Here is a 19,395-nt window from a genome sequence, read left to right as displayed (position 1 = left end):
AATGGCTTGGGCTGTGAGACATTCCTTATGCCTAATTCGAGCCAAGGCTTTTTGTCGTTCAGGCGCTCGTCGTTGCGCCTTCCCTATGACGGGCCCAGTCCCGCTCCCCGACTCCGTCCTCCGCGCAGGTACGCCGGGCCACATCCAGAAAGCGGGCAAGCACCGGTGAGTCGTCGTTGCTGCGCCATACCAGTTCGAGCTCCAGCCGCGAATCCAGATCGGGCACTTCGTGAAAAACAATGCCGCGTGGATGCATGAAGCGGCTCACGCCCGGCACGACCGCAATCCCCATACCTGCCGCTACGAGTCCTAGCATGACCAGAAAATTGCTGCCCATCTGAACGATCCTGGGCTGGAAGTTGAGGCGTCGATACTCATCTTCGACGAAATCGTTGAAATGCAATGAGGACGCCTTGGGCGTGCCGATGTAGGGTTCGCCCGACAGCTCGGACAGACGCTTGGGGGGCGATTTTGCGTAGGGGGAGTTCTCGGGCACAGCCAGCACCAGATGCTCTTCGTGCACGAGTAGGCCAGCAAGCGACGGATTGCGCCGCGGGCGCATGAACATGAAGCCCGCGTCCAGGTCTCCTCGGAGAATCCCGTCCAGCTGTCCGCCGGATTGCAGCATGTCCAGCATCAGCGTGACCAGGGGATGCTCATCGCGGAACTGGCCAAGCATCCGGCATATAAGCGGCAGCCAGGCGTGTTGCGGGCTGATGGCCAGATGCAGGTTGCCGAGCGCGCCTTCGCTGGCCCGCACGGCATTGTTGCGCATTTGCGCTGCTTCCTGAAGCAGGCGCGTCGCATCCTGGTAGCACTGCCGCCCCGCGGCAGTGAGTTTGACGCCACGGGCGTGGCGCACGAATAACTGCGCGCCCACGCTTTCTTCCAGGGTCTGGATAGAACGGGTCAGTGCGGGTTGCACCATGCACAGGATGCGAGCTGCCGACGCAATGCTCTCCTGTTCGGCCGTGACCACAAAATGTCGCAAATGCCGCAACTCCATACCGTACCCCCCAAACATATGCAAAAAATCTATAGCTGACCAAAAAATATAGCATTTTATTTTTATAGGAAGTCTGAATAATCTGGCGGGCCTTAGAACCAGAACATAAAGCGGCACATGCCTCGCGCAGGCATCCACCGCGTTCTTTCCGGAGACAAAGCCCGATGTCGGCCTTCTTGCAGCAGCTGCTCTACGGTTTATCCGTTGGCAGCACATACGTACTCATAGCCCTGGGCATAACCCTGGTCTATCGAGGCATGGATTTGATCAATTTTGCCCAGGGCGAAATCTTCATGGCGGGCGCCTTCATGGGCTATGTATTCCATGTGGATCTGGCCTTGCCCATCTGGCTGGCTTTGCCCTGCGCCATGGCTTCGGGCCTGCTGCTCGGCGCCGTCCTGGAACGCGTTTTCCTGCGCCGCATTGAAAACGCCAGCCCGCTCACCCTGTTCATGATGACGGTGGCGCTCTTCATTCTGCTGCGCAGCGCGGCGCAGTTGATATTCGGCGCGTCGGCCTACCGCTTCCCGCCCTTCAGCGAGCGGGTCATCGAGATCGGCGGCGTGCAGATCGGCATGCAGTACCTGCTCATCATCGGCGTCAGCCTGGTCATGATGGCGGTGCTTTATTGGCTCTTGACCAAGACCAAGATCGGGCTGTCGGCGCGTGCGGTTGCCCAAGACCAGACTGCGGCCCGCATGATGGGCATCAACGTGTCGCGGGTGAATTGCTTCATTTACGCGCTGAGCGCGTTGCTGGGTACCGTCGCGGGCATCGTCTACGCGCCGGTCGCGGTGCTGAGTTTCGATATGGGCAACCTCATCATGCTCAAGGGCTTTACCGCGGCGCTGCTGGGTGGGCTGGGGCTGATTTCGGGCGCCGTGTTTGGCGGCTATGCCCTGGGCATCATCGAGCAGTTCGGCACGCTGGCACTGAGCTCCGCCTACAAGGACATGGTGTCCTTCTCGATTCTGCTGCTGATCATCCTGCTCAAGCCCAACGGCATTCTGGGCAAGAAAGTTGTGAAGAAAGTCTGACGGAAGGCCGAACATGAATCGCAAATATCTCATCGGCATCGCCGTCGTCCTCCTGCTGGCGGTTCCCGCGCTGCTGGACGATCCTTTCGTCACCCATCTTTCTATCCGCGCGGCCACCTACGCCATCGTCGTCATGGGCCTGACCTTGTTCGTTGGCTGCACCGGACAGATCTCGCTGGGCCACGCTGCCTATTTTGGGCTGGCTGCCTACCTGTCCGGCATGCTGGCCAAGGCCGGTGTGCCCTATATCGTGGCAGCGCTGGGCGCCACCGCCGCCACCGGCCTGGTCGGCGCGCTCGTGGGCCTTGTCGTGCTGCGTACCAGCGGACACTATCTGGCCTTGGCCAGCATTGCCGTGGCCATCATCATTCAGACCCTGATCAAGAACGCCGGCATCACCGGCGGCCCGTCAGGCCTGACGGCGGTGCCGCCGGCCAACTTTTTCGGCGTCGAACTGGATGGCGGCCTGGGCTATTACTACTACGTGCTGGCCGTCGTCGGGCTGGGCCTGCTCATCCTGCATCGCGTTGTGGCGTCCCGCACTGGCGATGCCCTGCAGGCCATCGCCAACAACGAACTGGCCGCGCAATCTCTGGGCATACCGGTGTTTCGCTACAAGGTCCTGTCCTTCACCATCAGCGTCATGTTCGCCGCATTTGCCGGCACGCTGCTCGTGCACTACGACGGATTCGTTGACCCGGAGCGTCTGGGGACGCACGTTTCCATCCTGTTCCTGATCATGGCCTTCGTCGGCGGTATCGGCAGCCTGCCGGGAGCACTGTTGGGCGCGTTCTCCCTCACGATCATGGAGGAGTACACGCAGGAGTTCGGCGAGTACAACGTTCTGATCTACGGCCTGACGCTGGCCCTTGTGATTCTGTTTATGCCAAAGGGGCTGATTTCCCTGGTGCATCGCCTGTCCGCACGAGAGGGGAAATAACATGTTAGACATCAGGAATGTCAGCCTGGCCTTCGGCGGCGTGCGCGCGCTGAACGATGTGTCGTTCGCTATCCGTCCCGGCATCGTCACGGGCCTGATCGGGCCTAACGGTGCGGGCAAAACGTCGCTCTTCAACGTCGTCAGCGGCATCTATACGCCGACCAGCGGCTCCGTGCATTTCCAGGATACGGAGATCAGCCGTCTCACGCTGCATCAGATCAATCGCCTGGGCGTGGCGCGAACGTTTCAGCACGTCATGGTGTTCCCCGATCTTACGTTGGTGGAGAACGTGATGATCGGCCGCCAGGCGCGCACGCGGGCTGGCGTGTTCGCGTCAATTCTGCGCACGCCGGGCGAACGGCGTGAGCGCGCCGCCGCTCGCGCCCGCGCGATTGAGTTGCTTGATGATGTCGGTCTGGCCGACAAAGCCGACGAGCTGGCGGGCAGCCTGCCTTACGGCGAGCAGCGACAGCTCGACATCGCCCGCGCACTGGCCACAGATCCCAAGATCATCCTGCTGGACGAACCGGCCGCCGGCCTCAATCTGCAGGAGCGGCTTGCGCTTAAGACGCTGGTGCGAAAACTGCACGGCAAAGGCTATACGGTTGTGCTGATCGAGCACGATATCCGGCTGGTGATGGAGCTGTGCAGCCATATCGTCGTACTCAACTATGGCACCAAGATCGCGGACGATACGCCCGAGGCGGTCCAGCAAGACAAGCAAGTGATTGCAGCCTACCTGGGCGAAGGAGCGAAAAAATAATGCTCAAGCTGAACAACATCAGTGCCCGCTACGGCCGCATCGAAGCTCTGAAAGGCTGCTCCCTGGAAATCGGCAAGGGTGAGTTCGTTACGCTCATCGGCGCCAATGGCGCGGGCAAGAGCACGATGCTCAAGGCCATTCTTGGGCTGAACCGTCCAAGCCAGGGCAGCATCGAATTCGACGGGCGCGCCATTACCGGGGCATCCACCGAGAGCATTATCCGCAGCGGCATCAGCATCGTGCCTGAAGGCCGGCGGATCTTCCCTGAGTTCACGGTGGCAGAGAACTTGGCTATCGGCGCGCAGATTCGCAATGCCGCCAAGGGCGAGATAGAAGCCGACCTGGAGCGGATTGTCGAGCAGTTCCCGCGTCTGAAGGAACGCTGGAGCCAACGCGCGGGCACGATGAGCGGCGGCGAGCAGCAGATGGTGGCGATCGGCCGCGCGCTGATGAGCCGGCCGCGCCTGCTATTGCTGGACGAACCGTCGCTGGGCCTGGCCCCACTCGTCGTGGCTGAGTTGATGGAGAAGCTCAAGGAAATCCATCGGGCCGGAACCACCATTTTCCTGGTTGAGCAAAACGTCACGCTGGCGCTTCAGACGGCGCAGCGCGGCTACCTCATGGAGACGGGCCGCATCGTGGGCGCGGACAGCTCCGAAGCCCTGCTCGCCAGCGACACCGTGCGCAAAGCCTATCTCGGCATCGACGACTGATAAATCAATAAACAATTTCATTCAAACGAGAGGAAGACATGCAAGTTAATCAGTACGCTAAAAAATGCCTGGGCGCCTTGGCCGCGCTGGCCTTGGCCGGCAGCGCCGTGGCCGCCGATACTCCGCTGCGGCTTGGCTTCATTGAGTCCATCACCGGTCCGGGCGCGGCCTACGGCGAAGCCCATTTCAAGGGCACCCGCCTTGCCGTGGATATGATCAATGCCGACGGGGGGGTGAATGGAAAACCGATCGAGATCTTCGCCGAGGATGACAAGAGCGATCCGACGGTCGGCATTAACTCGGCCAAGAAGCTCATCACGCAACGCAAGGTCAATGTCATCGCCGGTTCGTCGGCCAGCCTAGTGACCATCGCCTTCTCGCGTGAGAACGAGAAGACCAAGGTGCCGCTGGTGGTCGGCGTGGCGGGTTCGCCCACCATTACCAAACAGGGCTATCACTATGTCTGGCGCGTCAACGTGACGGATAACCAGCTTGACGTCAAAGCTGTCGAGCACTTCTTCAAGGACGGCGGCAAGCGCCGCTTCGCCTTCCTGGCCGAGAACTCCGACTACGGCAAACCCCCCACCAAGAGTTCCGCTGACTTCATCCGTTCGTTGGGCGGCGAAGTCGTTGCCTACGAGGAGTACAACCGTGGCGAAACGGACTTCAAGGCGCAGCTGAGCAACATCCGCAAGCAGGATCCGGAAGTTCTGCTGGTTCACGGCTACTACACCGAGGGCTCGATCATCGCTCGCCAGGTCAAGGAACTGGGCATTAATGCGCAACTGATCGTCAACATGGGGCAGGGCGTGCCCAAGTTCGCCGAGTTGGCTGGCGCGGCCGCCGAGGGCGTGGTGTTTCCCACCAACTGGGCTGAAGGCGCCGATCCGCGCCACGCGCCGTTTGAAAAGGCGTTCAAGGAAAAGTACGGCGTCAATGCCAGCGCCTTTGACGCTGCGGCTTACGCCGCCGTCCAGGCCATTGTGGAGGCAGCCCGCCGTGGCGGCGGCAACGGTTCGGCCGATATCCAGAAGGGCCTGCCGATGCTGAACGGCTTCGAAACCCTCCTGGGACCGATCCAGTGGGATGCGGCCAATCAGAACGACGGCAAGGTCCTGCTGGCAAAGTTCGAGCGTGGCCAGATCATCACGGCCAAGTAAGCACAGTCTGAATCAGTCGTTTTCCGGCCCTTGCCGGCCATTACCCGGCCGCCTTCATGGCGGCCTTTTTGTGCCCCTGACTAACCCATTCACGCTATGAATACATACGAAAACTGTGACGGCCTGGACCTGGCCTCGGCGGTTCGGCGCGGTGAAACTTCGCCGACAGAGCTGCTGCAGGAAGCTATTGCACGCATCAAAACCCGGAATCCGGTCTTCAATTGCGTTGCCTACTACGACGAAGATATCGGCAGAAAGAGCATCGAACAGGCGTCGCGTAGCGGACCGTTCTATGGTGTTCCGTTCCTGCTGAAAGACATTGGCGCCACCGCTGCCGGCATGCCCTTGGGCAATGGCTCGCGATTCTTCAAGGGGATTGTGTCCTCCGAGGATTCCGAACTGGTCACGCGCTATCGCCGCGCCGGGCTTGCCATTTTTGGCACTACGACCACGCCCGAGTTCGCCGTCAACTGCACGACGGAGGCGCTTGTCTATGGCGGACCGACCCGCAATCCGTGGGACGTCTCGCGCTCCAGCGGCGGTTCCAGCGGAGGAGCGGCGGCGTCTGTGGCCGCCGGTATCGTCCCTGTGGCGCACGGCGGCGACGGCGGCGGCTCCTTGCGCATCCCCGCGTCGGCCTGCGGCCTGTTTGGCTTCAAGCCCTCGCGTATGCGCACGCCCACGGGCCCCAATGGCGGCGAGGGCTGGGGCGGCCTGGCTGGAGACCATGTCGTGTCTCGCTCGGTCCGCGATAGCGCTGCCGCGTTGGATTTCAGCCAAGGTGCGGATGACGGCACCCCGTACACGGCGCCGCTTTTCGCCGGCTCTTATCTGAAAGCGGTGGGCGAGACTCCGCGCCAATTGCGGATCGGCCTTGTCACCCGTTCACCTTCCGGCGAGACCACGCATCCGGATTGCGTCGCGGCGGCGGAAGATGTCGCCGCGCTGTGCGCGTCGCTGGGGCACATTGTTGAGCCGATCGACTTTCCGGCGGCCATCGATTACGAGCGCTTTGGCCACGCCATGCGCCTCATCGTGGCTTCCGGCACGGCGTCAGCCGTCCAGGCGCGAGAACAGGCGCTGGGCCGCAAGGCTACCGAAGACGACCTGGAACCGTCCATTTTCACGGCCGTCGACTTTGCCCGTCGCCATAGCGCGGTGGAGTATTTCGAGGCGGTCTCGCTGATGCACAGCACCGGCCGGCATCTGGGCCGCCTCATGCGCCAGTATGACGTTCTGTTGACGCCAACGTTGACGGCCCCTCCTGTCGAGCTGGGCGTGTACGCGGCCGACAAGGAATATGTCGCGCATCGCAGCGCAACGTTGAAGTACACCGCCTTCCTTCCGTACTTCAATGCCAGCGGCCAGCCGGCGATGTCCATTCCGCTGAACTGGAACAGCGCGGGCCTGCCGATCGGCGTGCAGTTTGCCGCCGCGCAGGGTGACGAGGCTCTCCTGTTCAGCCTGGCTGGCCAGCTCGAGGCGGCCCGGCCGTGGTTCCACCGCCGACCTGCCAACCTGCCGTAGGCGCGGCTGCACGAGGGGCTGCGACCCAAGTTCTATTGATGCAGCCCGTAGCGTTCAGGAACCCTGGCGGTCCCGCAGCACGGTTTCGCCCGTGCGGGGATTCGTCAAGGTGACGTTCTCAAGCGCTTTGATCCGCCAGCCGCCGGCCTGGCGCGTCAGCACCGCCAGAATCAGCGTGTCCACGGCATGCCGGCCCGCCGGATGTGCCTCGCCGGCCTGAAGGCGGCTCCAAAAGTGGATGAGTGCCACGCCGTCGGCGAGCTGGACCTTATCGATCAATTCGTTGTCCAGCGTGGAATCGCTATAGATCGTTGCGTGGATGGGCGCGTGCAACTTGACGATCTCATCCACGCCCCGCACATAGTGTCCAAACCGGTTCACGAAGGTGGCGTCCTCCTGGAACAGCGCGCCGAGGGCCTGCATGTCGTGATCGTTCCAGGCGGCCTGAAAGGCGGGGGGGCATCTTCGGGGTGCTTCATAAGGCTCCTCGTGTTCCAGTCGTGTCTTAGCGCACCAAGGTAAGCGTATGGGTCCGTACGCTATGCTGAGTCGCAATTTCGTTCAAGACGGGCGAATCCTCCAGAGACATAGTATTCGGACACCTCATCGAGCCCCAAGACACGTCATTCCAGTTCAGCTATGCCCGCGACGTTCAAACCCGCTTTCCGCACCTTCGGTCTACTGTCTTGCTTGTCGAGGGTGTGAATCCAACGGCGGATGTCAGCGCGGCGATCTCCAGGCTCACGGGCATCGCCGACAGCCGGTTGTTGAGCGCCAGCGAAGGGGAGTTTCCGGAGATACAGGCGTGGCGGCGTGCGTTTTCGGAGATGGGGCTGAAGCCGACGCAGTATCACCGCGCGTCCGAAGCACTGCTGCGGCGCTACCGGAAAGAGGGGCAGTTGCCTGCGTTGCATCCGTTGATCGACCTCTGCAACGCCGCTTCGCTGGCTTTTTCCATCCCCGTGGCGGTCTTCGATACCAGCAAGCTCATGCTCGCGACGCAGGTCCGTTACATCGGCCGCATGAACTATTACAGCTCAACCACATTGGGCACCTATTCGAGCCCGCGAGCGTGAGCCAACGGCTACCCGTTCTGGACCTGCGCCGTCTGGAAAAATCATGACGGCTTGGCAGGACAAACGCCTGAGCGGTCCGAAAAACCGCCTGGTGTTTCGATTGCGTATGCCTGGTCCGAGAATGGAGGGCAGACATTTTCGCCTTCGGCCATCGCGTCGGACACAAGCTGCGAGTGCTGCCGCATCGCCGTCACCCATGCACATGACGCTTCTCCGATCCTGGGATTCCGGACTATTTTCCCGGGATCGGTGCGAGATCATGTCATCCTGCCCTTTACCAAATCTGGTCTCCCGGGCAAGCCACAACGAATCTCGGTCGACGACTGGGTAACCGACTCCTGCCAGCATCAAGGACCGTCAATCGCGGTTTCCGCTGACGGCACGATACATGCAGCCTGGTACCAACATCGCTTGGTCTGGTTGGCGCCGCGAGTACAGCATTCACCTAGCCGAAAGGAATCGCGTCGGCATGCTCATTGACCTATCCCATGTTGGCGACATCACGGCACGAGACGCTATCTTGGCCTCAAAGCAGCCGGTGTGCTATTCGCACTGTCTGCCAGCCGGATTGAAGGCGCATCCTCGGAACAAGTCCGAGGGCCTTGAGGTGGCGGGATTCGAACTCGCCACCGCCTGCATCCTATGTACGTCCTGGATTCTCCCTTCGAGAAAACTCATACGGACTAACCGCCTTTTCCCTGTTCGCATCGAGAAAATCCGCCCACCACTGCATCATCAGCCGTCTTTCCTCCAAGTGCTCTGCCTTATGAATGTATGCTGCCCGGACGGAGTTCCGTTCCTGGTGACTCATTTGCCGTTCAACTGCATCTCTCGACCACAAGCCGGACTCAATCAGAGCGCTACACGCCATGGTTCGGAAGCCATGGCCACACACCTCGGCCTTGGTTTCATAGCCCATGGTCCGAAGTGCCTTGTTGATAGTGTTCTCGCTCATGGCTGTTTTGGAATTGTTGTCGCTGGTAAAGATCAGCTCTTTGTCGCCCGACCAGCTATAAATACGTCGTATTATCGTTAACGCTTGTTTGCTCAAAGGCACGATATGAGGGGTACGCATCTTGGCACCGCGATGAGAGAACTTCATCCCTTCGAGTGGCTCCCGTTCGGCAGGGATGGTCCAGATGGCACGCTCAAAGTCGATTTCGCTCCAGCGGCCGAAACGCATCTCACTCGAGCGAATGAAAATTCGCAAGGAGAGCTCGACAGCGAGCGTGGTAAGCATTCTGCCCTTGTAGTTGCTGATGCGCTCCAAAAGCTCTGGAAGCCGCTCAAACGGCAAGGCAGGGCGGTGTATCACCTTGTTGGTGGGAACCGCTCCAGCAATGTCTTGCGCAGGGTTGTAGTCGATCAGCCCGCTTTGCACCGCAAACCGCATGACGGAAGTGACGCGTTGCTGGAGACGAGACGCCACCTCCAGGCGGCCGGAATCAACTACTGCCCGAAGGGGCACGAGCAGGTCTCGCGCTTTGAGATCCTTGACGTCAGTTGCACCGATGGACGGGAAGATATCTGCCGTCAGACTTTGCAGAACTCGGGATCGATGCGCCTCTGACCATTTCTTGTTGTTGTTATGCCATGCGCGAGCCACAGCCTCAAAGGTGGTGCCGTTGTTTTGCTCGTAACGATCCTGCTTCTTCTGTTCGCTAGGGTCCACTCCCTCAGCAAGAAGGGTTTTGGCGTCCATGCGCTTGCCGCGCGCGGCGGACAGGGAGGTCGTTGGGTACACCCCCAGGGCCAAGGTTTTCTGCTTGCCACCGAAGCGGTAGCTCAACCGCCAATACTTGGAGCCGTTCGGATGCACCAGAAGGTACATGCCCTCGCCATCGGTGAGCTTGTATTGTTTGTCAGCTGGTTTGGCTGCACGTATCTGGGTGTCGTTTAAGGCCATGCCTGTTGGTACATCCGTCTGTGGTGATCTTGTACCAGCATATACCAACATTTGTACCAACACCAAACGCTTGATGTGGGTAGACCTCAGTTGACTTAGATGGACTATGAATGCCCGCTAAACCGCATGAATACTGGGTTTCAGGCAAAAAAATAGACGTCAGTTGACGTCTGTTGATGTTCCGATGGTGCCCGGGGCCGGAATCGAACCGGCACGCCTTGCGGCGGGGGATTTTGAGTCCCCTGCGTCTACCAATTTCACCACCCGGGCAGGCTGGTCGCGGAGCCGTCCAGGTGACGGTCGCGGGTAAAGCGAAGACCGCGATTATATGCGGTCTGGCGGAAATTGTCAGGCAAGGGCCCGGCGCAATGGGCGCCGGGCCGCCAGATCACTTCTTTTCCGGCAGGAACCAGTTCATCACCAGCGCGCAGATGCCGCCGGTGGCCACACCCGATTCCAGCACGTTTTTCACGGCGTGCGGCAGGTGCGACAGGATCTCGGGCACTTGCGACACGCCCAGGCCCAGCGCCAGCGACACGGCGATGATCAACAGGGCGCGGCGGTCCAGGTGGATGCCGGCCAGGATGTTGATGCCCGAGGCGGCCACGGCGCCGAACATGACCATGGCGGCGCCGCCCAGCACGGGTTCGGGCACGGCCTGCAGCACGCCGGCGACGGCGGGGAACAGGCCCAGCAGGACCAGCATGCCGGCGATCCACACGCCGACGTGGCGGCTGGCGATGCCGGTCAGCTGGATGACGCCGTTGTTCTGGGCGAAGACCGAGCTGGGGAAGGTGTTGAAGACGCCGGCCAGCAGCGAGTTGGCGCCGTTGACCAGTACGCCGCCCTTGATGCGCTGCATCCACAGCGGGCCTTCGACCGGCTGCTTGGACACCTTGCTGGTGGCGGTGACGTCGCCGATGGCTTCGAGCGAGGTGACCAGGTAGATGATCAGCATCGGCACGAACAGCGACCACGAGAAGCCCAGGCCGAAGTGCAGCGGCATGGGCACCTGGAACAGGGCGGCTTCGCGCGCGCCGGTGAAGTCCAGGCGGCCCATGTAGGCGGCGGCGATGTAGCCGACGGCCAGCGCCAGCACCAGTGCGGTGCTGCGGATCCACACCACCGGCACCCGGTTCAGCAGGATGATGGTGCCCAGCACCAGGCCCGACAGCGTCAGGTTCTCGGCGCTGGCGAAGGTGCCTTTGGCCATGGCGCTGTAGCCGCCGCCCATGCTGATGAGGCCGACCTTGATCAGCGTCAGGCCGATCAGCAGCACGACGATGCCGGTGACCAGCGGGGTGATCAGGCGCTTGACGAAAGGCAGGATGCGGCTGATGCCCATCTCGACGAAGGAACCGGCGATGACGACCCCGAAGATCGCGGCCATGACGGTTTCGACCGGCGTGCCCTGCTTGACCATGACCGAGCCGCCGGCGATCAGCGGGCCGACGAAGTTGAAGCTGGTGCCTTGCACGATCAGCAGCCCCGCGCCCAGCGGGCCGAAGCGCTTGCACTGCACGTAGGTGGCGATGCCGGAGATGACCAGCGACATCGACACGATCAGGGTGGTGTCGCGGCTGCTGACGTCCAGGGCCTGGCAGATCAGCAGACCGGGGGTGACGATGGGGACCAGGATGGCCAGCAGGTGCTGCAGGGCGGCGACGAAGGCGACGGGGGCGGCGGGACGGTCGTCCGGGCCATAGACCAGGTCGTGGCGGGGTTCGGCGTCGTCGGACGCGCCGTGGGAGGCGGGTTGGGTCAGGGAGGCGGGTTGCATGGCGGCAGGGTCGGCCAGGGCGGGGGTAGGGGAGGAAAGTGCGGGATTTTAGCGGGGAAGACCCCCGGGCGCACCGCGACCGCCGCGGGGCCGCCAGGAGGCTTGATAGAATTCCTGTCCGCCAACCAGGGGCCGCCGGCCCGGGAATCGATGCAAAAGCGCACCAGAGGGATCGTGATCGGCCTGGTCCTGTTGATCGCCATCCTGCCGCTGTGCCTGCTGTTCTGGTTGATCGACGACGGCGACAATTTCGCCGCCATCGATCGTGGCGAGTCCTACGGCAGCAGTATCTACAAGCGCTACCAGGGCGAGGTCTATGCGGCCGTGCCCAGCAATGGCTATTACCGGATGCCCGAGGCCGACCCGGCCGGCCTGCAGACGTTCGACACCGGTCGCTACGACGGCCGGCAGGCGGCGCGCGACAGCCGCCACGTGTATTGCGGCAACCGCGTGCTGCCTGGGATGCGGCCCGGATTGACGCGCTACCTGGGCAACAGCTATTTCAGCGACGGCGCCATCACCTATTTCTGCGACTTTGCTTCCGAACTCAACCGCGACCTCGGCGGGCTGGACGAGGTCTGGCAGAAGATCCTGTATCGCGCCGGCAAGGGCGACAAGCCGCAGACTTACCTGTACCCGTTCCTGGCCCTGCCGGCCAGCGCCCAGCCGTATCGCCCTTTGCTCGACCGCCAACTGGCCACCGACGGCGCGCGCGTGTTCTACGAGGGCCGCGAAATGCCGCGGGCGGACCCGTCGCGGCTGCGCCGTATCGCGGCGATCCAGGGCGGTGAAACGCGGCCGGGCAACGACTTCTTCGCCGATGGCAGCCGGGTGTATTACCGGGAAACGCCATTGCCGCTGTCGGATGATCCGGCGCTCTATACCTTCATGGTGGGCAACCTGCACCGCCAGCCCTATCTCTATGACCGGCGCGATGGCATGGTGTACCTGGGCGCGCTGGCGTTCGACGCGGCGCATGCGCCGTACCTGCTGCTGAACGAGCCGGGACGGCACGTGCACCACGCCCTGTTCGCCAGCAAGGACGGCATCTACTTCTATGACAGCGAGAAGCGCCAGGTGGAGCGCGCCGGCGACGATCCGTTCGCGGCGGGCGGCTTCACGGCGCTGTCGCCGTACGTGTTCTGGGACGGCAGGCAGCTGCTGTTTCTCAAGAGCAAGGAGGTGTGGAGCCGCTCGCGCAGCGGGGGCGGCCTGATGTCCCGTTCCACGCTGGTCCTGCGCATGAAGGACGCGCCGACGGGCCAGTGGACCAAGCTCGGCGATGTCTATCACGGCTTCGGTTCGGTCTGGCGCCACGGCGATGCGCTCTATTATCTCGACGAGTTGGGCGCCACCCAGCTGATCTACAGCCCGATCTACCGCATCCTGGACCACAAGGCGGCGGATTTCCTGTTGCGGTCGCAGCAGACCCGGCAGATCAAGGCGGATGACATCCGCAAGCTGGTCCACGGCGGCACGCTGGCCGTGCCCGCGTTCGACGAGGTGCTGGAGGCAAAGACGCGTTATCGCCGCGGCTTGCTCTCCCTGTTCTGATGTGCCGGGCGGCGCATCCTTGCCCGTTCGGTTCCCCTTTTTTCGTGTTCGCCGGCAGGGCTGGGGCGGGCCGGCGATTTCCCGGTCTTGAAATATTTCGGATGGCCCCCATCACAACAGGGTTTCCCGGAAACCGCCTGGGCTGCGCGCCCCGCCATCCGGCTTTCTTTTGTCCCTAATTTTCCGACTTTTCATACAACGATGAGCCAAACCGCCACGTCCGAAACCCTGGGATTCCAGGCCGAGGTGAAGCAGCTGCTGCACCTGATGATCCATTCGCTGTACAGCAACAAGGAAATCTTCCTGCGCGAGCTGGTGTCGAACGCATCCGACGCCTGCGACAAGCTGCGCTTCGAGGCCATCGATAATCCGGCGCTGCTGGAAGGCGATGGCGAGCTGGCCATCACCGTCAGCTACGACAAGGACGCGCGCACCATCACGATTTCCGACAACGGCATCGGCCTGTCGCGCGAAGAGGCCGTGGCCAACCTGGGCACCATCGCCCGTTCCGGCACGCGCGAGTTCTTCTCGCAGCTGACCGGCGACAAGCAGAAGGACGCGCAGCTGATCGGCCAGTTCGGCGTGGGCTTCTATTCCTCGTTCATCGTGGCCGACAAGGTCACGGTGGTCAGCCGCCGCGCCGGCGCCGCCGACGCGATCCGCTGGGAGTCCGACGGCCAGGGTGAATTCACCATCGCCGCCGCCGACAAGGCCACGCGCGGCACCGACGTCACGCTGCACCTGCGCGCCGACGAAGACGAGCTGCTCAACGGCTGGAAGCTGCGCGAGATCCTGCGCCGCTATTCCGACCACATCTCGCTGCCGATCCGCATGGCCAAGGAAGAGTGGGATTCGGAAAAGGGCGAGCAGGTCAAGAAAGACGAACTCGAAACGGTCAACCAGGCCAACGCGCTGTGGGCCCGCAACAAGGCGGATGTGACCGAGGAACAGTACCGCGAGTTCTACAAGACGGTGTCGCACGACTACGACGACCCGCTCGCCTGGACCCACAACCGCGTCGAAGGCCGCAGCGAATACACCCAACTGCTGTACGTGCCCAAGCACGCGCCGATGGACCTGTGGGACCGCGACGGCCGCCGCGGCGTCAAGCTGTACGTCAAGCGCGTCTTCATCATGGACGACGCCGACCAGCTGTTGCCGTCGTACCTGCGCTTCGTGCGCGGCGTGATCGACTCGGCCGACCTGCCGCTGAACGTGTCGCGCGAGATCCTGCAGGAAAGCCGCGACGTGCGCGCCATCCGCGAAGGCTCGGCCAAGCGCATCCTGTCGCTGCTGGAAGACCTGGCCGAAAACAAGCCGGAAGACTACGCCACGTTCTGGTCGGAATTCGGCCAGGTGCTCAAGGAAGGCGCGGGCGAAGACCACGCCAACCTGGAACGCATCGCCAAGCTGATGCGCTTTGCCTCGACCCACACCGGCGACCAGGCCCAGACCGTGTCGTTCGCCGACTACGTGGGCCGCATGAAGGAAGGCCAGGACAAGATCTACTACGTCACGGCCGACACTTTCGCCGCCGCCAGCAACAGCCCGCACCTGGAGATCTTCCGCAAGAAGGGCATCGAGGTGCTGCTGCTGTCCGACCGCGTCGACGAATGGATGCTGTCGTACCTGCGCGAATTCGACGGCAAGTCGCTAGTGTCGGTGGCCAAGGGCGGCCTGGACCTGGCCGAGCTGGCCGATGAGGAAGAAAAGAAGCACCAGGCCGAAGTGGCCGAGGACTTCAAGCCGCTCGTCGAGCGCCTGCAAAAGACCCTGGAAGACCAGGTCAAGGAAGTGCGCGTGACGCTGCGCCTGGTGGATTCGCCGGCGTGCGTGGTGGTGGGCCAGAACGAACTCAGCCCGCACCTGCTGCGCATGCTGAAGGCGGCCGGCCAGGAAGCGCCCAACGTCAAGCCGGTGCTGGAAATCAACCCGGAACACCCGCTGCTGGCCCGCATCCGCGCCGCCGAAGACGGCGAGTTCGACCAATGGGCCCGCCTGCTGCTCGACCAGGCCCTGCTGGCCGAAGGCGCGCAGATCGCCGACCCGGCGGCGTTTGTGAAGCGGCTGAACGCGTTGCTGCTGAAGTAAGCGCGGCGGTACGAAGGCAGGAAAAGGGCGCCCGTGAGGGCGCCCTTTTTCATTGGCGAGTGGCGGTTGGGGCCGGACTACCTCGTTGGGGATGGAATCGTGCAACCGGTCCCTGTTGTCCTCGACGCATATTCCCGCTCGGTAATTTCTTGATGAACAACGCGATTTCCGTCGAAAAGATTACCGAGCGGGAATTTTTCTTGTGCAATCCGCGCGCATAAAACGTGTGGCGTTGACGGGCCGAGCGCGTTCCTCTCTCGAACCCCCCCCCCACGTCATTCATGACTCCAGGTCAAAAGTCTTTCCCCGTTTAGTCGCTTTTTCCGTAAGGGTATACCCGTCATACTGGCCGCCTGTCTTCCGATCAGACCCGCCCCACGCTCCGGCCTTCGCCGCGACGCTTCTGGATTCCCTGGTCGGCGCACCCAACCAAGGAACCCGTATGTCTACCCATGAAACCCCGCCGGTGAAAGCCGGCCTGCCATTGCTGGCATTGGCCGTCGGTGCCTTCGGCATCGGCGTCACCGAATTCTCTCCCATGGGCCTGCTGCCCGTGATCGCCGACGGCGTGGGGGTGTCCATCCCCAGCGCCGGCATGCTGATCAGCGCCTACGCCATCGGCGTGATGCTCGGCGCGCCGCTGATGACCCTGGCGCTGTCGCGCTGGTCGCGCCGCAAGGCGCTGATCGTGCTGATGGCGATCTTCACGCTTGGCAACCTGCTGTCGGCGCTGTCGCCCAACTACACCACGCTGCTGCTGGCGCGCCTGGTGACCAGCCTGAACCACGGCGCCTTCTTCGGCCTGGGCTCGCTGGTGGCCGCCAGCGTGGTGCCGCGCCACAAGCAGGCCAGCGCGGTGGCGACCATGTTCCTGGGGCTGACCATCGCCAACGTCGGCGGCGTGCCGGCCGCGACCTGGCTGGGCCAGGTGATCGGCTGGCGCATGTCGTTTGCCGCCACGTCGGTCCTGGGCCTGGTGGCGATGCTGTCGCTGTGGTTCGCGCTGCCCGCCGGCGAGGCCGGCCGGCGTCCGGATATCCGTCATGAACTGGCGGTGCTCAAGACCCCGGTGGTGCTGGTGGCGCTGTTGACCACGGTGCTGGGCGCGGGCGCGATGTTCACGCTGTACACCTACGTGGCGCCGACCCTGGCGGAACTGACCGGCGCATCACCCAATTTCGTGACGGCGATGCTGGTGCTGATCGGCCTGGGCTTCACCATAGGCAATACCGCGGGCGGTCGCTTCGCCGACCGTTCGCTCGATGGCAGTCTGATCGCCTTCCTGGTGCTGGTGATCGCCGACCTGCTGGCTTTCCCCTGGCTGGCGCAGACCCCGGTGGGCGCCGCGATCGGTCTCTTGATCTTCGGTTTCGGCACGTTCGCCGTGGTGCCGCCGCTGCAGATGCGGGTGATGCGCGCCGCGACCGACGCGCCCGGCCTGGCGTCGTCGGTCAACGTGGGCGCCTTCAACCTGGGCAACGCGGTGGGCGCGGCGGCCGGTGGCGGCGTGATCTCGGCCGGGCTGGGCTACGCCGCGGTGCCGGTGGCCGGCGCGGTGATCGCCGCGGCCGGCCTGGGGCTGGTGCTGTGGCAACGCGCTGCCAACCAGCGCCAGCGCAAGCTGGCGGTGCAAGGCTGCTGAACGTCAGAACTCGAACGTCGCGCCCAGTTCGTACGTGCGCCCCGGCGCCAGCAGCACCTGGCTGGTGGCGCGGCCGCCGTAGTAGGCGTAGAGCTTGTCGGTCAGGTTGCGCACGCGGAAAGTGATCAGCGCCGGCCGGATGCGGTAGCTGACCGCCGCATCCACCGTGGTGTGGCTGTTGATGCGGACCTGGTTGGCGTTGTCGGTGTAGATCTTGCCGGTGTGGTTCAGGCCCACGAAGAAGTTCATCGGCACGTCCTTCAAGCGGTAGGTGGCGTACAGGTTGGCGACGCGCTCGGGCACGTTGGGCGGGGTGTTGCCCACGCGGGAGGTGCCGTCGGCCTCGGTCAGCGAATCGAAGCGCGCGTTCAGCGCGGCGATGTTGCCCGACAGCGTCAGCTGTGGCGTGATGCGCCAGTCGGCCGACAATTCCACCCCGCGCGAGGATTGGCGGCCATTGTTGACCGTCACGCGCGGGTCGTTGGCGTCGCGCGTCAGCACGTTCTCCAGCTTGATGTGGTAGATCGCCGCGGTCCATTCCACGTCGCCCAGGCTCTGCTTGAAGCCGGCTTCCCATTGTTCGCCCTTGGCCAGCGGGAACGAGGCATTGGACTGCGACAGCAGGAACAGCGAGCCCACCGGGATGGTGGCATTGGTGTACTGCGCGTAGACCGACGACGACGGCGTTACGTCGTATACCGTGCCCAGGCGCATGGAATTGGCGCTGTAGCGCGTGCCGAAGGCGCTGCGGGTGCCGGCATTCAGGTCGGTGACGCCGCGGTCGACGCGGATGCGGTCGTAGCGGTAGCCGCCCACCACCGTCCAGCGCTCGGTCAGCTTGAGCGAGTCTTCCAGGAACAGCGCGGCGCCGCGCACGTCGGTGGTGAAATCGGTGCGGTTGCCGGGGCCGCTCATCAGCGCCGGGTCATCGTTGAAGTAGCCCACGTCCGGATTCCACAGCGAGACGCGCAGCGCGTCCGCGGTGGCGGCGGAGCGGTTGGAGAAGCGCCGCTCGCTGTCCAGCGTGGTCTTGCTGAGTTCGCCGCCGATCACGAACTTGTTCGACAGGCCGGCGATGGTGCCGTCATGGCTGGCGTCGAAGCGGTCGATGAAATAGCGTTGGTGGTGCGTGATGATGGTCTGGTCGCGGTCGATCGACGCGGGGGCGCTGAAGGTGGCCGATTCCGAGTTCTTCCACAGGCGGTCGACCTTGTTCATCGCGAGTTCATTGCGCAGCGTCCACGACGGCGTCAAGCGGTGCGTGACGCGCGCCCGCAGCCAATAGGATTCGGCCTCGTTGCGGTCGTCCAGCACGTTGTAGTTCTTGCGCGCCAGGGCGCGGTCCAGCACGCGGCCATCGGGCGTGCTGACTACGCCGGTGGGGGCCTTGGCCAGGCTGCGCGGGATCAGCGGCGTGCCCCAGTAGGCGTGGCCGGTGTCGCGCGAATAGTCGAACGACAGGTCCAGCCGGGTGGCGGGAGCGACGTCGAAGGCGATGCCTGTGGTCAGGTGGTCGAGCTTGTTGCTGTTGCGGTCGATGGTGCCGACGCGGCTGTCGTTGTGGCTGTAGTCGATGCGGTAGGCGCCGGTCTCGCCGAAGTTGTCGCCCAGGCCGATACCGGTGCGGGTGCTGCCGTAGCTGCCGTAAGAGAACATCGCTTCGCGCGACGGGGTGTCGCGATCGGGGCGCTTGGTCTGGAAGTTGACGATGCCGCCGATGGCGCTGTCGCCCTGCAGCACCGACGCCGGGCCTTTCAGCACCTCGATGCGTTCGTAGTTCCAGGTGTCTTCGACCCGGTTGGTCGAGCCCGCGCCCGACATGCGCAGGCCATCGTACAGGTACAGGATGTCGGTGAAGCCGCGCGAGGACAGCGTGGTGGGCGAGGACGGCGGGCCGCCGCCGGCCAGACCGGTGGCGCCGCGCAGGGCTTCGCTGAGGGTGCTGGCGCCGCGCTCGCGCATGGCCTGTTGCGACACGATCTCGACCGATGCCGGCGTCTCGCGCAATGTCAGGCCCAGCCGCGAGGCGCTGCTGCTGCGGCTGTCCAGGTGCAGGCTGTCCGCGTCGCTGGCGGCTTCCACGCGGATGCTGGGCAGTTCGGCCTCGCGCGCCTGGGCCTCCTGGGCCTGGACATTGGGCACGGCGGTGCATGCCGCGAGGGCGGCGGTGGATACGACTCTTCTCATGACGCTTTCCCGA

Annotated in this window: 15 protein-coding genes, 1 tRNA gene and 1 pseudogene; 11 read left to right on the top strand and 6 right to left on the bottom strand. The window is 63.4% G+C overall.

The window, feature by feature from the left end:
- Positions 1–58: 58 nt before the first annotated feature.
- Positions 59–1,006: a LysR family transcriptional regulator gene (locus tag ACUTAG_RS11675; protein WP_446650191.1), complete on the bottom strand. Its 948-nt coding sequence runs from the start codon at positions 1,004–1,006 to the stop codon at positions 59–61.
- A gap of 164 nt (positions 1,007–1,170) precedes the next feature.
- Between ACUTAG_RS11675 and ACUTAG_RS11670 the strand changes: the two genes are divergently transcribed.
- The 6 genes from ACUTAG_RS11670 (at position 1,171) to ACUTAG_RS11645 (ending at position 7,146) form a co-directional block, all read left to right on the top strand.
- Positions 1,171–2,043, top strand: coding sequence for a branched-chain amino acid ABC transporter permease (locus tag ACUTAG_RS11670; protein WP_446650190.1), 873 nt, complete (start codon positions 1,171–1,173; stop codon positions 2,041–2,043).
- Positions 2,044–2,056: 13 nt separating this feature from the next.
- Entirely contained in the window at positions 2,057–2,983 is a 927-nt protein-coding gene (locus tag ACUTAG_RS11665; RefSeq protein WP_446650189.1) for a branched-chain amino acid ABC transporter permease, read from the top strand.
- 1 nt (position 2,984) lies between these two features.
- Complete coding sequence (locus tag ACUTAG_RS11660) at positions 2,985–3,746, top strand: ABC transporter ATP-binding protein (protein ID WP_446650188.1); 762 nt, start codon at positions 2,985–2,987, stop codon at positions 3,744–3,746.
- The gene (locus ACUTAG_RS11655) at positions 3,746–4,459 is read left to right on the top strand and encodes an ABC transporter ATP-binding protein (RefSeq protein ID WP_446650187.1); all 714 of its coding nucleotides are present in this window, start codon (positions 3,746–3,748) and stop codon (positions 4,457–4,459) included. Before ACUTAG_RS11660 ends, ACUTAG_RS11655 begins: the two co-directional genes overlap by 1 nt.
- Positions 4,460–4,497: 38 nt before the next feature.
- Positions 4,498–5,619 carry an ABC transporter substrate-binding protein gene (locus ACUTAG_RS11650; RefSeq protein WP_446650186.1) on the top strand — a complete coding sequence of 374 codons (1,122 nt, stop codon included), beginning with the start codon at positions 4,498–4,500 and terminating at the stop codon, positions 5,617–5,619.
- 96 nt (positions 5,620–5,715) lie between these two features.
- Positions 5,716–7,146 (top strand): amidase, encoded by a 1,431-nt coding sequence (locus tag ACUTAG_RS11645; RefSeq protein WP_446650185.1) that lies wholly within the window; start codon positions 5,716–5,718, stop codon positions 7,144–7,146.
- Positions 7,147–7,200: 54 nt separating this feature from the next.
- On the opposite strand, the gene ACUTAG_RS11640 is transcribed toward ACUTAG_RS11645, so the two are convergent.
- On the bottom strand, positions 7,201–7,569 hold the full coding sequence (locus ACUTAG_RS11640) for an SgcJ/EcaC family oxidoreductase (protein ID WP_446650184.1): 369 nt from the start codon (positions 7,567–7,569) through the stop codon (positions 7,201–7,203).
- A gap of 263 nt (positions 7,570–7,832) precedes the next feature.
- Here ACUTAG_RS11640 and ACUTAG_RS11635 point away from each other — a divergent pair, with 263 nt between their 5' ends.
- Both ACUTAG_RS11635 and ACUTAG_RS11630 read left to right on the top strand, forming a co-directional pair.
- A complete protein-coding gene (locus tag ACUTAG_RS11635) occupies positions 7,833–8,222 on the top strand; it encodes a phenylalanine--tRNA ligase beta subunit-related protein (protein WP_446650183.1) in 390 nt (129 codons plus the stop codon).
- Between the two features lie 445 nt (positions 8,223–8,667).
- Positions 8,668–8,820 (top strand): annotated as a pseudogene (locus ACUTAG_RS11630) (membrane dipeptidase); the annotation flags it as partial.
- Between the two features lie 42 nt (positions 8,821–8,862).
- Here ACUTAG_RS11630 and ACUTAG_RS11625 read toward each other — a convergent pair.
- From ACUTAG_RS11625 to ACUTAG_RS11615, 3 genes are all read right to left on the bottom strand, one after another.
- A complete protein-coding gene (locus ACUTAG_RS11625; RefSeq protein WP_446650182.1) occupies positions 8,863–10,128 on the bottom strand; it encodes a tyrosine-type recombinase/integrase in 1,266 nt (421 codons plus the stop codon).
- Between the two features lie 185 nt (positions 10,129–10,313).
- Positions 10,314–10,398 (bottom strand) — tRNA-Leu (locus tag ACUTAG_RS11620).
- 118 nt (positions 10,399–10,516) lie between these two features.
- On the bottom strand, positions 10,517–11,908 hold the full coding sequence (locus tag ACUTAG_RS11615) for a nucleobase:cation symporter-2 family protein (RefSeq protein WP_024070521.1): 1,392 nt from the start codon (positions 11,906–11,908) through the stop codon (positions 10,517–10,519).
- Positions 11,909–12,058: 150 nt separating this feature from the next.
- On the opposite strand from ACUTAG_RS11615, the gene ACUTAG_RS11610 reads away from it, so the two are divergent.
- The 3 genes from ACUTAG_RS11610 (at position 12,059) to ACUTAG_RS11600 (ending at position 17,195) form a co-directional block, all read left to right on the top strand.
- Positions 12,059–13,462, top strand: a complete 1,404-nt coding sequence (locus ACUTAG_RS11610) for a DKNYY domain-containing protein (RefSeq protein WP_148317289.1) — start codon at positions 12,059–12,061, stop codon at positions 13,460–13,462.
- A gap of 201 nt (positions 13,463–13,663) precedes the next feature.
- Positions 13,664–15,553 (top strand): molecular chaperone HtpG, encoded by a 1,890-nt coding sequence (gene htpG, locus ACUTAG_RS11605; protein WP_053499565.1) that lies wholly within the window; start codon positions 13,664–13,666, stop codon positions 15,551–15,553.
- A 442-nt stretch (positions 15,554–15,995) separates the two neighbouring features.
- Positions 15,996–17,195 (top strand): MFS transporter, encoded by a 1,200-nt coding sequence (locus tag ACUTAG_RS11600; protein ID WP_006385726.1) that lies wholly within the window; start codon positions 15,996–15,998, stop codon positions 17,193–17,195.
- A 3-nt stretch (positions 17,196–17,198) separates the two neighbouring features.
- Here the strand turns inward: ACUTAG_RS11600 and ACUTAG_RS11595 are convergent, their stop codons facing one another.
- Positions 17,199–19,382 (bottom strand): TonB-dependent receptor, encoded by a 2,184-nt coding sequence (locus tag ACUTAG_RS11595; protein ID WP_148317287.1) that lies wholly within the window; start codon positions 19,380–19,382, stop codon positions 17,199–17,201.
- Between the last annotated feature and the right edge of the window lie 13 nt (positions 19,383–19,395).

The sequence above is a fragment of the Achromobacter sp. CSND-B12 genome, from assembly GCF_052906545.1.
Note: the sequence above shows the minus strand (reverse complement) of the source record. Positions and strands in the feature narration are given on the sequence as shown.

Bases quoted from the DNA above. Each gene is read 5' to 3' on its own strand.
- ACUTAG_RS11675 (WP_446650191.1), bottom strand. From the start codon at position 1,006: ATGGAGTTGCGGCATTTGCGACATTTTGTGGTCACGGCCGAACAGGAG.
- ACUTAG_RS11670 (WP_446650190.1), top strand. From the start codon at position 1,171: ATGTCGGCCTTCTTGCAGCAGCTGCTCTACGGTTTATCCGTTGGCAGC.
- ACUTAG_RS11665 (WP_446650189.1), top strand. From the start codon at position 2,057: ATGAATCGCAAATATCTCATCGGCATCGCCGTCGTCCTCCTGCTGGCG.
- ACUTAG_RS11660 (WP_446650188.1), top strand. From the start codon at position 2,985: ATGTTAGACATCAGGAATGTCAGCCTGGCCTTCGGCGGCGTGCGCGCG.
- ACUTAG_RS11655 (WP_446650187.1), top strand. From the start codon at position 3,746: ATGCTCAAGCTGAACAACATCAGTGCCCGCTACGGCCGCATCGAAGCT.
- ACUTAG_RS11650 (WP_446650186.1), top strand. From the start codon at position 4,498: ATGCAAGTTAATCAGTACGCTAAAAAATGCCTGGGCGCCTTGGCCGCG.
- ACUTAG_RS11645 (WP_446650185.1), top strand. From the start codon at position 5,716: ATGAATACATACGAAAACTGTGACGGCCTGGACCTGGCCTCGGCGGTT.
- ACUTAG_RS11640 (WP_446650184.1), bottom strand. From the start codon at position 7,569: ATGCAGGCCCTCGGCGCGCTGTTCCAGGAGGACGCCACCTTCGTGAAC.
- ACUTAG_RS11625 (WP_446650182.1), bottom strand. From the start codon at position 10,128: ATGGCCTTAAACGACACCCAGATACGTGCAGCCAAACCAGCTGACAAA.
- ACUTAG_RS11615 (WP_024070521.1), bottom strand. From the start codon at position 11,908: ATGCAACCCGCCTCCCTGACCCAACCCGCCTCCCACGGCGCGTCCGAC.
- ACUTAG_RS11610 (WP_148317289.1), top strand. From the start codon at position 12,059: ATGCAAAAGCGCACCAGAGGGATCGTGATCGGCCTGGTCCTGTTGATC.
- htpG (WP_053499565.1), top strand. From the start codon at position 13,664: ATGAGCCAAACCGCCACGTCCGAAACCCTGGGATTCCAGGCCGAGGTG.
- ACUTAG_RS11600 (WP_006385726.1), top strand. From the start codon at position 15,996: ATGTCTACCCATGAAACCCCGCCGGTGAAAGCCGGCCTGCCATTGCTG.
- ACUTAG_RS11595 (WP_148317287.1), bottom strand. From the start codon at position 19,382: ATGAGAAGAGTCGTATCCACCGCCGCCCTCGCGGCATGCACCGCCGTG.